This window comes from Streptomyces sp. NPDC101110 (genome assembly GCF_044759525.1).
Taxonomy (GTDB): Bacteria; Actinomycetota; Actinomycetes; order Streptomycetales; family Streptomycetaceae; genus Streptomyces.
Genome location: NZ_JBIVZM010000002.1, coordinates 376,499 through 390,061, shown reverse-complemented (window position 1 = coordinate 390,061; position 13,563 = coordinate 376,499). Strand labels below are relative to the sequence as shown.

Genomic DNA, 13,563 nt, shown 5'->3' with positions numbered 1-13,563 from the left:
CGTTTCACGGCGGGGCCGGGCAGGCCCGGGCCAGGGACCTCAATTTAGCTTAGGCTTACCTCAGTTGGCGGTTGGGCGCGGGATCTTGGCGCAAAAGCATCCGTGGTGCGGAGAGTGCCGCCAATCCTGCTCGAGGACGGGTGCAGCAGGCTCGGCCCCGAAGTGCCTCCGCACGCCTTCGTGGCCGCGCCACCGCGCTCCCCGCCCACTGCCGACTACTTCGCCGACCCGGCCCTCTTGTGTTTGTCGGCGTAGCGTGCCTTCTTCTGGCGGTTGCCGCACGTATTCATTTCGCACCACTTGCGGGTACGGCTCTGACTGGTGTCGAAGAAGGCGGCACGGCAGGTCGGCGACGCGCACAAGGCCAGCTTTCCGTCCCGTTCGCCTGCGAGGATGCTGATCGCGTCGGCCGCGATGACGCTCAGGGCGTCCTCCACGGGGGAAGCCGAGCCGAGTCGCCATTCCCGCTTGTTCCCGGGCGTCAGGACGGCCGCGGCCCGGCCCGCGGTGCTTCGGTCGTTGATGACTCGGACAGCGGACACGGGGAGGGGGTCCCGGACCGCGGCCGCCGACAGGGCGGCGTGGATCGATTCCCTCAGTTCCCGGGCGAGTTCGAGCTGCGCGGTGGTGCAGGACTCCACCGCGAGGCCGTTCACCGCGAGCCAGTCGACGAGTCGCTGCGGCGTGGGAACGCGTTCCACGGCGTCGCCGCACCGCTCCGTGAGGGTCGCCGTGAAGCTGGTCGCCAGCACCTTGCCGAGACGGAAGTCCGGGAACCGGGCATGCATGGAACCACCTTAGCTGGTTGCGTGCCGCCGCCAGAACTTGTTAGAACCGTCTTAGCCGGTTCGCGACATCCCGGCCGGCCCCGCGACGACCAGGAGGTCCCATGTCCGGCGACGTGCACGCATGTGAAATCCGCGCATCCGACGCCGACCTCGAAGACCTGCGCGCGCGACTGGCCGCGGCGCGGCTGCCGGAAGCCGAGACGGTCGCCCGCGCGGCGCCCGGCCGTCGCCGATGGGCGCAGGGTGTTCCTCTGGCCGATCTCGTCGATGTCGTGAACCACTGGCGCACCGGGTACGACTGGCGCTCGTTCGAGGCGCGCCTCGAACGAATCGGCCAGTTCCGCACGACCGTCGACGGCCTGGGAATCCACTTCCTGCACCGCCGGTCAACGCGCGCGGACGCCACCGCGCTGATCTTGACGCACGGCTGGCCGGGCAGCGTCGCCGAGTTCGTCGACGTGGTGGACGAGCTGGCGGATCCGGACGATCCGGCCACGCCGGCGTTCCACGTCGTGGCCCCGTCGTTGCCGGGCTTCGGCTACAGCGACAAGCCGGCCACCACCGGGTGGGGGATCGAGAAGATCGCCGCCGCTTGGGTGGAACTGATGGGAAGGCTCGGCTACGACGAGTTCGTGGCCCACGGCGGTGACTGGGGAGGTGTGATCACCACCGTCCTCGGCGGCAGGTTCCCGGCGCACGTCCTCGGCATCCACACGACCACCGCGCAGGCACCGCCCGGGTTGTCCACGGACGGCCTGACGGCTGCCGAGCGGGCATGGACCGAGGAGACCCGCGACTTCTGGGGCCGGCACGCGGCGTACGCGAAGCAGCAGGCGACCCGGCCGCAGACCATCGGCTACTCGCTCGTCGACTCACCGGTCGGGCTGCTCGCCTGGATCCTCGACAAGTTCGCCGAGTGGACGGACACCGAGGACAGCCCGTTCGAGAGGATCTCCCGGGATCGCGTTCTCGACGACGTCACGCTCTACTGGCTGACCCGGACCGGCGCGTCGGCGGCCCGTATCTACTACGAGAGTCACCTTTCGCTCGACCCCGGTCTGCGGGTCGACGTCCCGTCGGCGATCACCGTGTATCCCCGCGACATCGAGAAGTGCCCGCGCGCCTGGGCGCAGGAGCGGTACCGGCGGATCGTCCGATGGAGGACTCCCGAAGCCGGGGGACACTTCCCGTCGCTGGAGGTCCCCGGGTACTTCGTCAGGGATCTGCGGGAAGGCCTCGCGGACGTGCTGGCCGCCGGCCGGTGAACACGGCCGCAACGGTGCGGCCGCAGGAAAGGCCCCCGTCCGCGGACGGGGGCCTTCTGCTGGGGCAGAGCGGTCAGCTCGCCGCGTAGTTGCGCAGGAACAGGGCCTCCGCCACCGACAGCCGCTCCAGTTCCTCCGGGGACACGCTCTCGTTCACGGCGTGGATCTGCGCCTCCGGCTCGCTCAGCCCGATGAGCAGGATCTCCGCACGCGGGTAGAGGGCGGCCAGCGTGTTGCACAGCGGGATGGAACCGCCCTGCCCCGCGTACTGCATCTCCTGACCCGGGTAGGCCACGGCCATCGCGGCCGCCATGGCCTGGTACGCCGGGCTGGTGGTGTCGGCGCGGAACGCCTGGCCCTGGCCGACCTGCTCGGTGCTCACCCGCGCCCCCCACGGCGTGTGCGACTCCAGGTGCGCCTGGAGCAGCTTGGTCGCCTCGCCCGCGTCCACGCCCGGCGGCACCCGCAGACTGATCAGCGCGCGGGCACCGGCCTGCACCGACGGGGTGGCGCCGACCACCGGCGGGCAGTCGATGCCGAGGACCGTGACGGCGGGGCGCGCCCAGATGCGGTCGGCGACCGTCCCGGACCCGATCAGCCCGACCCCGTCCAGCACCTTGGCGTCCTGCCGGAACTGCTCCTCGTCGTAACTCAGCCCTTCCCAGTCCGCGTCGGCCGCGAGCCCCTCGACGGTCGTCGAGCCGTCCTCGGCGCGCAGCGAGTCCAGCACGCGGATCAGCGCGGCCAGCGCGTCCGGCGCGGCACCTCCGAACTGGCCGGAGTGCAGATTGCCCGCGAGCGTGTCCACCTGGAGGCGCAGCATGGTCATGCCGCGCAGGGTGGAGGTGACGGTCGGCAGGCCGACGCGGAAGTTGCCCGCGTCGCCGATGACGATCGTGTCCGCCTCCAGGAGACCGGGGTGCTCCTCGGCGTACCGCTCCAGACCGCCGGTGCCCATCTCCTCCGAGCCCTCGGCGATCACCTTCACGTGGACGGGCACGCCGCCGTTCGCCTTCAGCGCGCGCAGCGCCAGCAGGTGCATGACCAGGCCGCCCTTGCAGTCGGCGGCCCCCCGCCCGTACCAGCGCCCGTCCCGTTCGGTCAGCTCGAAGGGCGGGGTCGTCCAGGCGGCCTCGTCCAGCGGAGGCTGCACGTCGTAGTGGGCGTAGAGCAGGACGGTCTTCGCGCCCTCGGGGCCGGGCAGGTAGCCGTAGACCGACTGTGTGCCGTCGGGGGTGTCCAGCAGGGCCACGTCCTCGAAGCCCTCGGCGGTGAGCGCGTCGGCGACCCAGCGGGCGGCGCCCTCGCTCTCACTGCGCGGGAACTGGTCGAAGTCCGCCACCGACCGGAAGGCCACCAGTTCGGTGAGCTCCTCCTTCGCCCTGGGCATCAGCGAGGCGACGGTCTCGGCGACCGGATTCGACGACATGGGCACGCTCCTCGTGGGTGCGACGTTGTAAGGATGCGTACCTTCTCGGTACGCATGATCGTGTGGCGCGGGCGCGTCCCCGTGTAAGGGCCACCCACGCCGCCGATCCTCCCACAGCGGCCTGCGGTGACCGCCGCCGTAGGATGCGGGAGACAGCGGCAGGCGGCTTTGATCGGGAGCAACAGACCATCGTGAGCAGCGAGAACACTTCGGCGGACGACGTGCGGCAGGTCTGGGACGTCGTCGTGGTGGGCGCGGGACCCGCGGGCGCTTCGGCCGCGTACGCGGCGGCGGTGGCCGGCAGACGTGTGCTGTTGCTGGAGAAGGCGGAGCTGCCGCGCTACAAGACGTGCGGCGGCGGCATCATCGGCCCCTCGCGCGACGCCCTGCCGCCCGGCTTCGAGCTGCCGCTCAGGGACCGGGTGCACGCGGTGACGTTCTCCAGCAACGGCCGCTTCACGCGCACGCGCCGCTCCCGGCAGATGCTCTTCGGGCTGATCAACCGGCCCGAGTTCGACCAGCAACTGGTGGAGCACGCGCAGAAGGCGGGCGCCGAGCTGCGTACGGGGGTCACGGTCCAGCGGGTCGAGCAGCACGGCTCGGTGGTGCCGGACCGGCGCACGGTCGCCGTGGTGCTGCAGGGCGGCGAGGTCGTGCTCGCGCGGGCCGTCGTCGGGGCGGACGGCAGCGCCAGCCGGATAGGGGCGCACGTCGGAGTGAAGCTGGACCAGGTCGATCTCGGTCTGGAGGCGGAGATCCCGGTACCGGACACGGTCGCGGAGGACTGGAAGGGCCGGGTGCTCATCGACTGGGGCCCCATGCCCGGCAGTTACGGCTGGGTCTTCCCCAAGGGCGACACCCTGACGGTCGGAGTGATCTCGGCCCGGGGCGAAGGCGCCGCGACGAAGCGGTACTTGGAGGAGTTCATCGGCCGGCTGGGACTCGCGGGATTCGAGCCGAGCATCTCCTCGGGGCACTTGACGCGCTGCCGCGCCGACGACTCCCCGCTCTCGCGCGGGCGGGTGCTGGTGTGCGGGGACGCCGCGGGACTGCTGGAGCCGTGGACCCGTGAGGGCATCTCCTTCGCGCTGCGGTCCGGCCGGCTCGCGGGGGAGTGGGCGGTGCGCATCGCCGAGGCGCACGACGCGGTGGACACGCGTCGGCAGGCGCTCAACTACGCGTTCGCGGTCAAGGCCGGCCTCGGCGTCGAGATGAGCGTCGGCAAGCGGCTGCTGACGGTGTTCGAGCGCCGGCCGGGGCTGTTCCACGCGGCGCTGACGGGCCTCCGCCCGGCGTGGAGGGCGTTCAAGGAGATCACGCAGGGGTCGACGTCGCTGGGCGAGATCGTCCGCACGTACCCGGTGGCCCAGCGGGCCCTCACCGCGCTGGACCGCCGTCCGGCCGCCGGTGGTGAGGCCGGCTCGGCGGACCGGTCGGAGGCTCCCCCCGCGCCGTGATCAGCCCGGCACCGTGATCCACGCGTGGTCACCCCTTCATCGTGATCTCGAAGACCGGGTGGTCGGGTGCGATGCGGCGCAGCCGGTCGTCCGGGGAGTCGGGGCCGACGCCGTCGAAGAAGACCCCCACCTCCGCCTTCCAGCGCTTGAGATAGGCGCGCAGGATCGGGGTCTTGTCGTCGTCGCCCACCTCGGCCGCGGTGAAGGCGTCCACCCGCTTGCCGAGGCGCAGTTCGCCGCCGCCCGCGGCGCGCATGTTGTGCGTCCACTGCACGTGCCCGCGGGGGGCGACCAGGTACTGCCTGCCGTCCAGGGTGAGCAGATTGACCGGTGTGGTGCGCCACTGGCCGCTCTTGCGGCCGCGGACGGCGAGGACGCGGGAGCCCCAGACGCTGATGCCGCGGCGGGTCAGCCAGGCCACGAAGCGGTTGAAGACGTTGACGGTGAACCAGCCGGGCTTCTGGACGTGCGTGGACATGGGGTCCCCTCGTCTGCGGTGAAACGGTGCTCTCTTTTGTGAGCACTGCTCTCGCTCTTTCTGGCGTCAGTCTGCACGAGGGCGGCCTGCCATGCAAGAGCACTGATCTCGTTTCCGTTCACCGCTCTCGTTTGCGTGCACTGCTCTGTTTTCGTGGAAGACTCCCCGTCATGAGCACCGCACACGGCGCCCGTGCCCGGGCGAGGATCGAAGTCACGGCGGCCATCAAGGACGAGGCCCGCAGACAGCTCGCGGCGGAGGGTGCCGCCCGGCTCTCCCTGCGGGCGGTCGCCCGCGAGCTCGGCATGGTCTCCTCCGCGCTGTACCGCTACTTCCCCAGCCGTGACGACCTGCTGACCGCACTCATCATCGACGCCTACGACTCCCTGGGCGAGAGCGCCGAGGCGGCCCACGAGGCTCAGGCCGACCCCTGCGAACGCTGGATCGCGGTCTGCGCCGCGGTACGCGGCTGGGCGCTGGACCACCCGCACGAGTACGCGCTGATCTACGGATCGCCCGTCCCCGGCTACACGGCGCCCGACGCCACCGTCCCGGCCGCCGCACGCGTCGGCCTCCTGCTCATCGGCATCGCACGCGACGCCCACGAGGGCCCGGGGCTCGAACGGCCCGCGCTGCCGGCCGGCCTCCGCCCGGAGGCCGAACGGATGGCCGCCGACCTCGCACCCGACCTCCCGCCGGAGACCGTGACGGCACTCGTCGCAGCGTGGGCCCAACTGTACGGACTGGTCGGCTTCGAGCTGTTCGGCCAGTTCAACCGGGTGGTGGAGGACCGGGAGACGTTCTTCCGGCACGCGGCGGAACAGCTCGCCCGGGGAGTGGGACTGGTTCCCGGGCCCGCGTAGGCCACGACCCCGCGGCGGGCGTACGCCCCGGGGAGTACGTGCGATCACCACGCCGGGGTGACGCGGCGGCGGGAGTGCGGCGTCTAGCGTGGCCGTATGGACGAGCAGCGTGCGCGGAGAGGGCCGCCGCGGTGGTGGCGGCACGGGCCCGCGTGGTGGGAGCGGAGGGAGGGGCGTGAGCCCCGGTGGCCCTGGCGGTCCACGGTCCTCGTGACCGTGTTCGTCCTGGTGGGCTCGAATGTCGCCGCCCATGGGCAGCAGGGCGAGCGGGCGGAGCCGGACCTCTTCGCGCGGGCGCTGCTGGTGGTGGCCTGCGGGGCGCTGCTGTGGCGCAAGCGCCATCCGGTGGCCGTGGTGTTCGGCACGGCGGCCGCCGTCATGGTCTATCTGGGGGCCGGGAATCCCTACGGGCCGGTGCTGTTCACCGTCGCCCTGGCCTGCTTCAGCGCCGTCGTCGCCGGGCACCGCCGGGCGGCGTGGGCCGCGATGGGCATGCTGTGGGCCGGGCACGTCCTGGTGGCGCACTGGCTCTTCAGATGGCTGCCGCCGCCCGCGGACCCCGCCGCCCCCTGGGGTGAGGAGATCGTGGTCGCCACCTGGGTGGTGGCCGTCTCGGCGGTGTCGGAGCTGTTCCGCGTCCGGCGCGAGCAGTGGGCCCGCGAGCGGGCCGGGCGGGCCGAGGCCGCACGACGGCGGGCCGACGAGGAGCGGCTGCGCATCGCGCGGGAGCTGCACGACGTCATCGCCCACAGCATCTCCGTCATCAACGTGCAGGCGGGGGTCGGCCTCGCCCTGCTCGACAGCGACCCCGAGCAGGCTCGCGGCGCCCTCACCACGATCAAGGACCAGAGCAAGGAGGCGCTCGGAGAGGTGCGGCAGGTGCTCGACACCCTGCGCGCCCCCGGCGCCGCGCCCCGCGCCCCCGCGCCCGGACTGGACCGGCTGCCCGAACTGGTCGAGCAGGCCGCGCGCGCGGGCCTCACGGTGGACGTCGAGGGCAGGCCGCCGCACCTCGCCCCCGGCACGGACCTGGCCGCCTTCCGGATCGTCCAGGAGGCCCTCACCAACGTCGTGCGGCACTCGGGTTCGCGGCACGCGCGCGTGCACCTCACGCACGAACGGGACCTGCTCCGGCTGCGCGTCGACGACGACGGACCGGCGACCGGCACCGACGCGGGCGGCAGCGGCAACGGGCTCGCCGGGATTCGGGAACGCGCCGCCGCCCTGGGGGGCACGATCGAGGCGGGCACCCGCCCGGACGGCGGGTTCCGGGTGCTCGCCGTACTTCCGCTGGCGGCGTCCGCCGGCACGGCTCCCCGACGGACGAAGGAGGACCGGTGATCCGCGTACTGCTCGCCGACGACCAGTCGCTGGTGAGGGCGGGGTTCCGGGCGCTGCTCGACGCACAGCCCGACATCGAGGTGGTCGCGGAGGCCGCCGACGGTGCGCAGGCCGTGCGCCGGATCCGCGAACTGCGGCCCGACGTCGTCCTGATGGACATCCGCATGCCCGTCCTCGACGGCCTGGCGGCGACCCGGCAGATCACCGACGACCCCGGCCTGCGGGACGTCAGGGTCGTCATGCTCACCACCTTCGAGCTCGACGAGTACGTCTTCGAGTCGCTCCGCTGTGGCGCCTCCGGTTTCCTGGTCAAGGACACCGAACCGGAGGAACTCCTGCGCGCGGTCAGGGCGGTGGTCGCGGGTGACGCGCTGCTGTCGCCGGGCGTGACGCGGCGGCTGATCTCCGAGTTCGCCTCCCGTTCCAAGGAACCGGCCGAGGCCGCGGCGCTGGGCCGGCTCACCGAGCGGGAGCGGGAGGTGATGGCGTTGGTGGGGATGGGCCTGTCCAACGAGGAGATCGCCCGGCGCCTGGTCGTCAGCCCGCTCACCGCCAAGACGCACGTCAGTCGCACGATGGTGAAGCTCGGCGCCCGCGACCGCGCCCAACTGGTCGTGCTTGCCTACGAGTCGGGACTGGTGCGGCCGGGCTGGCTGGGCTGACCCGCCCTGCGGAACCGGACCAGCACACTGACCACCCGGGCGGCGAAGAGCACCGGCGCGAGCACCAGACCGGCCTGCGGCAGCAGGCGCTCCGGGGCCCGGGGCAGGTCGAAGAGCAACGCGGGCCCGGCCACGGCCCCGAACACCACCGCCGCCGCGAAGGCCGCACTGCACAGCGCGTACCCGATCTCGACGGTGGCGGCGTCCCGTTCGGCCTGACCCCGCCGTCCCCCGTGACTGGTCATACGGCGAGTCAAACAGGAGGGCGCCCGGCGGGCAAGGCAGCCCGCCGGGCGCACTCTCGGAGGCGGTCCCCCGGTCGCGCTAGTCGCGCACGGCGACGCGCTCCGCCTCCTCGGGGATGGACCTGGCGACGACCACGGACGGTCCCGCCGACTTCCCTCGTCGGCGGGGCCGCAGGCCGGTGAGGGCGATCAGCAGGCCGGCGACGGCGATGCCCGTGGCGACCATGAACCCGGGCCGGTAGCTGTCCAGGACGGCCTGCGGAGTGGGGTCCGAGGGGGCGCCCGCGGTCACCACGGCGGTGACGACGGCCAGGAAGATCGCGCCGCCCACCTGGACGGAGGTGTTGAGCAGGCCGGAGACCATGCCCTGCTCGTGGTCGTCGACGCCGTCGGTGGCCTGGATGTTGAGCGAGGGGAAGACCAGGGCGCAGGCGGCGCCGATCAGCAGCATGCTCGGCAGGATCACCGCGGCGTACACCGGGTTCAGGTCGACGCGCAGGAACAGCGCGTATCCGAGGACCATGAGAGCGAAGCCCCCCGCGATCAGCCGCTGGGTGCCGAACCGGTCGACGATCGCGCCCACCTTCGTCGACGACACCGCCACCAGGGCGCCCGCGGGCAGGAAGGCGAGCGCCGTGTGCAGCGCGGACCAGCCCAGCAGCGACTGCATGTAGAGCGTCGCGAGGAACTGGAAGCCGACATACGAGCCGAAGAAGGCCATCGCACCGAGCTGGGCGCGGATCTGGCTGCCGGAGCGCAGCACCCCGAGCCGGATCAACGGTCCCGCCGAGCGCCGCTCCACCAGGACGAACACCGTCAGCAGCGCGGCCACCGCGAGGAAGGACAGCAGGGTGCGGGCCGACGCCCAGCCGACCTCCGGTGCCTGGACGACGGTGAAGACCAGCAGCAGCATCGAGGCGGTGCCGAGGACGGCGCCGGGGACGTCGTAGCCGTTGTGGTTCTTCTCCCGTTCGCTGCGCGGCAGCAGCTTCAGGCCGGCGACGAGCGCGATCAGGGCGATGGGTGCGGGCAGCAGCATGGTCAGGCGCCAACTGGCCTCGGTGAGCAGACCCGAGAGCACCAGGCCCATGGAGAAGCCGGTGGCCGCGCAGGTGGTGTAGATGGAGAGCGCGCGGTTGCGCAGCGGGCCCTGGGGGAACGTCGTGGTGATGATCGACAGGCCGGCGGGGGCCGTGAAGGCCGCGCTCAGGCCCTTGATGAAGCGGCTGGCGATGAGCAGTGGCCCGGAGTCCACGAGACCGCCGAGGAGCGAGGCGAGCGCGAACACGGCGAGGGCCGCCAGGAACACCTGACGCCGGCCCAGCAGGTCGGCGGCGCGCCCGCCGAGCAGCAGCAGACCGCCGTAGCCCAGGATGTAGCCGCTGACGACCCATTGCAGCGCCGAGGTCGACAGGCCGAGGTCGGCGCCGATGGACGGCAGGGCGACGCCGACCATGGACACGTCCAGGGCGTCCAGGAACATCGCGGCGCAGAGCACGAGCAGGGTGCCCCACAGCCGTGGCGTCCAACGCCCTTCGGACGTGGGGGAGATGAGCGGAGAGGTCATGCGGAGGACACTACATGCGTATGCATGAGATGCAAACGCATTTAATTCAGGTGCAACAATCTGGGTTCTCTGTTACGGTGCGCGTCATGGCGGCTCAGCAGGCCGAGCAGGCGCTCGTGGCACAGTGGCGGGACATTCTGGCGCTGCACGCGCGGACCCAGTGCGAACTCGACCGTGCGCTGCACGGCCACGGTCTGTGCGCCAGCGACTTCGAGGTGCTCGACGTCCTCGCCGGGTGCCGGACGCCCAAGGGCACGCCTTCCTATCGCGTGCAGGAGATCTCCGAGCGGGTGCACTTGAGTCAGAGCGCGCTGTCGCGGCTGATCGCCCGGCTGGAGAAGGAGGGACTCGTCGCGCGCGGCATCTGCCCCGAGGACCGGCGCGGCGTGAAGGTCTGCCTCACGGCCAAGGGGCGCGCGCTGCACGGCGAGGTGCTCCCCGTGCAGCGCGCGGTACTGGCCCGGATGCTCAACGACGGCTGACCACCCGTCGGTGACCGCTCAGATCGCCGACGCCTCCCGCCACAGCGTGGCGAGCGCCTGGTCGCCCGTGGCGGCCGGCAGCGCGGCCCGGTTCCACAGCGCCAGATACAACTGCTCGGCGGGTGCGGACAGTTCGCACGCGGCATCCCCCGACGCGTCCCGCGTCGTGACGGGCGGCTCCGGCGACAGCCGTACCGTCCACACCGCGCCGGTGTCCTCCGTGCGGATCCGCAGGACACGCGGCTCCGGGGTGCGGACCCGGCTCCTGGAGCGGGCGTGGAAGCCCCGCAGCAGTTCGTCGATGCCGTCGGTCGCGAACTCCGGGGTGACGCCGGTCGGGACGCCCCCGCGCGCGGACTCCGCGTCCACCCGGTGCACCGCCGTCTCGTGCGCCTGCCGCCGCGCCCAGAAGGCCAGCGGGGACGGCGCGGGCAGGAAGGTGAAGCACTCCAGGTCGGGCGGGGCGCCGGTCAGTGTGTCCACGAGCCGGCGGTGGCTGTCGCGGTACCAGGCGATGAGCTCCGCGCCGTCGAGGTCGGTCCGTTCGATCAGCGGGCGGCCCTCGGTGATCTGCTCGGCGACGTAGGCGGTGGCCCAGCGGTGCACGGCGCCCGTGTGCCGCAGCAGATCCCGCACCTGCCACTCGGGGCAGGTCGGCACCTTCGCTTCCGTCCCGGCCTCCTCGGCGGCCGCTGCCAGCAGCCGGCCTTCCGTCTCCAGTGCTTGAAGGAACTCGGCGGTCTCCATGGCGCCGAGTCTGCCGCATGAAGCGCTCTCCAGGCCCTTCGATTTCGGGAGGCCGGCCGCGGTGACTACGGCAGCGGCGTCCCGCCCGTAGCGTTGACGATCTCGGCGGTGATGTACGACGCCTCCTGCGAAGCGAGGAAGACGTACGCCGGAGCCATCTCGGCGGGCTGTGCCGGCCGCCCGATGGGGGCCTGCTTGCCGAACGTCTGCGTGTCCGGCAGGGTCGCCGGGATCAGCGGCGTCCACACGGGGCCCGGTGCGACCGCGTTGACCCGGATGCCCTTCTCGATCAGCATCTGCGCGAGCCCCTGCGTGAAGGTGACGATCGCGCCCTTCGTCGTCGCGTAGTCCAGCAGATGCGGACTGGGCTTGTACGCCTGCACCGACGTGGAGTTGATGATGCTGCCGCCCTCCGGGATGTGCGGCAGGGCCAGCTTGCACAGCCAGAACATGCCGTACAGGTTGGTGCGCAGCACCCGGTCGAACTGCTCGGTGGTGATCGCCTCGATGCCGTCCGGCTGGGACATCTGGTACGCCGCGTTGTTCACCAGCACGTCGATCCGGCCGAACTCGTCCACGGCACGCTCGATCAGCGCCCGGCAGTTCTCTTCCTCCCGTACGTCGCACGAGACGGGCACGGCGCGGCGGCCCGCCTCCTCGACGAGCCGGGCCGTCTCGGCGGCGTCGTCCTTCTCGTCATCCAGATGGGTGAACAGCACGTCCGCTCCCTCGCGGGCGAACGCCAGGGCGACCGCTCGGCCGATACCGGAGTCCCCACCGGTGATCACGGCCTTGCGGCCCTCCAGCCGGCCACTGCCGCGGTAGGAGTCCTCGCCATGGTCCGGGGGCGGGTCCATCGGCCCCGTCCAGCCGGGGTGCGGCTGGTCCTGGGAGGGAAACTCCGGGGTCGGGTGCTGCTCACCGGGGTGCTGCTGTTCGGTCACGGGTCTGCCTCCTCGTCCGCGGCGTACGGCCCGGTGATCACACCGGGCGTGGCCACGGGTACCCAGGATCGCCGGCATTCCCCCTGGCAGCGCCCCTCCTCTCAGCCCCTGACCGTCCGCCGCGCGGACGCCCCCACCAGGGCTCCGACGGCCGCCGCCACCGCCGCCAGGACCGCCACGCTCGTCAGCGCGGCCGGCAGGGAGAACCAGTCGGCCATGAAACCGATCGCGGGCGGGCCGAGGAGCATGCCCCCGTAGCCCAGGGTGGATGCCGTGGCGACGCCGCCGGGACCGGCGAGGGCGCCCGCGCGCTCCACGGCCACGGGGAAGAGGTTCGCGAGGCCGAGGCCCGTGATCGCGTAGCCGAGGAAGGCCGCCCAGAGGGAGGGGGCGAGGGAGCCGAGCAGCATTCCGGCCGCCGCGGTCGTCCCACCGGCGACGACGGTCCGGGTCCGCCCCAGACGTTCCAGGAGGGTCGTGCCGGTCAGCCGTCCCGCCGTCATGGCCAGGGCGAAGCAGGAGTAGCCCACGGCCGCGGCACCCGCCGAGGCGTGCAGGTCCTGTTCGAGGTGCAGGGCGCCCCAGTCGGCCAGCGCCCCCTCGCCGTAGGCGGTGCAGCCCGCGATGACGCCGAAGACGATCACCAGGACCCGGGTGCGGCGGTCCGGGCGGCTCGGGGCGCCCTCGGCGGGCAGGTCCCGTTCCGGGGGGACCGGTGGCTCGTGCCGCAGGAGGGTGGGGCCCGCCGCTGCGGTCACGAGCAGCCCGACGACCGTGAGCAGCAGCAGGTGCCGCGTGGGGGAGAGGACCCCCGCGACCAGACCGCCCAGCCCGGCTCCCACCATCCCGCCCAGGCTGAACGCCGCGTGGAAGCTCGGCATGACCGGCCGCCGCAGGGCGGCCACGAGTTCCACGGCCGCACTGTTGAAGGCCACGTTGATCCCGCCGTAGGCGGCCCCGAAGAGCAGCAGGACCAGGCCCAGTGCGAGCGCCGAGTGGGTCAGCGGAGGCAGGGCGACGCTGAGCGAGAGCAGGACCGCGCAGACGACGGTCACGCGATGGTTGCCGTAGCGGCGGCAGAGCCGGCCCGTGAGGGTCATCGTGACGACGGCCCCGGCGGAGACGCCCAGGAGGGCGAGGCCAAGGGTGCTGGCGGAGGCACCGGTCTGCGCCTTGATGGCGGGGATGCGCACGACCCAGCCGGCGAAGACGAAGCCGTCGAGGGCGAAGAAGACGGTGAGGGCGATCCGGAGCGGGGTCAGGGAGCTGCTGTGGCCCGGCACGTCGTTGTGCGT

14 protein-coding genes are annotated in these 13,563 nt (G+C 72.4%); 6 read left to right on the top strand and 8 right to left on the bottom strand.

From position 1 onward, the window contains the following. Positions 1-215 precede the first annotated feature (215 nt). Positions 216-788 carry a CGNR zinc finger domain-containing protein gene (locus ACIQU3_RS05165; RefSeq protein WP_403727466.1) on the bottom strand — a complete coding sequence of 191 codons (573 nt, stop codon included), beginning with the start codon at positions 786-788 and terminating at the stop codon, positions 216-218. Between the two features lie 101 nt (positions 789-889). On the opposite strand from ACIQU3_RS05165, the gene ACIQU3_RS05160 reads away from it, so the two are divergent. Continuing rightward, on the top strand, positions 890-2,053 hold the full coding sequence (locus tag ACIQU3_RS05160) for an epoxide hydrolase family protein (protein ID WP_403923396.1): 1,164 nt from the start codon (positions 890-892) through the stop codon (positions 2,051-2,053). A 73-nt stretch (positions 2,054-2,126) separates the two neighbouring features. On the opposite strand, the gene ACIQU3_RS05155 is transcribed toward ACIQU3_RS05160, so the two are convergent. Beyond that, on the bottom strand, positions 2,127-3,482 hold the full coding sequence (locus tag ACIQU3_RS05155; protein ID WP_403923394.1) for a dipeptidase: 1,356 nt from the start codon (positions 3,480-3,482) through the stop codon (positions 2,127-2,129). Between the two features lie 191 nt (positions 3,483-3,673). On the opposite strand from ACIQU3_RS05155, the gene ACIQU3_RS05150 reads away from it, so the two are divergent. After that, positions 3,674-4,939 carry a geranylgeranyl reductase family protein gene (locus ACIQU3_RS05150; RefSeq protein WP_403727472.1) on the top strand — a complete coding sequence of 422 codons (1,266 nt, stop codon included), beginning with the start codon at positions 3,674-3,676 and terminating at the stop codon, positions 4,937-4,939. A 28-nt stretch (positions 4,940-4,967) separates the two neighbouring features. Here ACIQU3_RS05150 and ACIQU3_RS05145 read toward each other — a convergent pair whose 3' ends face one another. Continuing rightward, entirely contained in the window at positions 4,968-5,417 is a 450-nt protein-coding gene (locus tag ACIQU3_RS05145) for a nitroreductase family deazaflavin-dependent oxidoreductase (protein ID WP_403727474.1), read from the bottom strand. Between the two features lie 170 nt (positions 5,418-5,587). Between ACIQU3_RS05145 and ACIQU3_RS05140 the strand changes: the two genes are divergently transcribed. From ACIQU3_RS05140 to ACIQU3_RS05130, 3 genes are all read left to right on the top strand, one after another. Further along, a complete protein-coding gene (locus tag ACIQU3_RS05140) occupies positions 5,588-6,280 on the top strand; it encodes a TetR/AcrR family transcriptional regulator (RefSeq protein ID WP_403727476.1) in 693 nt (230 codons plus the stop codon). Positions 6,281-6,376: 96 nt separating this feature from the next. Next, complete coding sequence (locus ACIQU3_RS05135) at positions 6,377-7,621, top strand: sensor histidine kinase (RefSeq protein WP_403923392.1); 1,245 nt, start codon at positions 6,377-6,379, stop codon at positions 7,619-7,621. Beyond that, positions 7,618-8,283: a response regulator gene (locus tag ACIQU3_RS05130; protein ID WP_403923390.1), complete on the top strand. Its 666-nt coding sequence runs from the start codon at positions 7,618-7,620 to the stop codon at positions 8,281-8,283. The genes ACIQU3_RS05135 and ACIQU3_RS05130 overlap by 4 nt, the downstream gene beginning before the upstream one ends. Here ACIQU3_RS05130 and ACIQU3_RS05125 read toward each other — a convergent pair. After that, positions 8,244-8,528: a DUF6332 family protein gene (locus tag ACIQU3_RS05125; RefSeq protein ID WP_403727483.1), complete on the bottom strand. Its 285-nt coding sequence runs from the start codon at positions 8,526-8,528 to the stop codon at positions 8,244-8,246. The two genes, ACIQU3_RS05130 and ACIQU3_RS05125, sit on opposite strands and share 40 nt — an antisense overlap. Before the next feature lie 79 nt (positions 8,529-8,607). After that, positions 8,608-10,095, bottom strand: a complete 1,488-nt coding sequence (locus ACIQU3_RS05120; RefSeq protein WP_403727485.1) for an MFS transporter — start codon at positions 10,093-10,095, stop codon at positions 8,608-8,610. Positions 10,096-10,181: 86 nt separating this feature from the next. Here ACIQU3_RS05120 and ACIQU3_RS05115 point away from each other — a divergent pair, with 86 nt between their 5' ends. After that, positions 10,182-10,577, top strand: a complete 396-nt coding sequence (locus ACIQU3_RS05115) for a MarR family winged helix-turn-helix transcriptional regulator (protein WP_403727487.1) — start codon at positions 10,182-10,184, stop codon at positions 10,575-10,577. 18 nt (positions 10,578-10,595) lie between these two features. On the opposite strand, the gene ACIQU3_RS05110 is transcribed toward ACIQU3_RS05115, so the two are convergent. The 3 genes from ACIQU3_RS05110 to ACIQU3_RS05100 all read right to left on the bottom strand — a co-directional run bounded on the left by ACIQU3_RS05110 (position 10,596) and on the right by ACIQU3_RS05100 (position 13,551). Then, complete coding sequence (locus ACIQU3_RS05110) at positions 10,596-11,324, bottom strand: maleylpyruvate isomerase family mycothiol-dependent enzyme (protein ID WP_403727489.1); 729 nt, start codon at positions 11,322-11,324, stop codon at positions 10,596-10,598. 65 nt (positions 11,325-11,389) lie between these two features. After that, entirely contained in the window at positions 11,390-12,268 is an 879-nt protein-coding gene (locus ACIQU3_RS05105; protein WP_403727492.1) for an SDR family oxidoreductase, read from the bottom strand. Between the two features lie 101 nt (positions 12,269-12,369). Beyond that, the gene (locus tag ACIQU3_RS05100; RefSeq protein WP_403727494.1) at positions 12,370-13,551 is read right to left on the bottom strand and encodes an MFS transporter; all 1,182 of its coding nucleotides are present in this window, start codon (positions 13,549-13,551) and stop codon (positions 12,370-12,372) included. Positions 13,552-13,563: the final 12 nt, after the last annotated feature.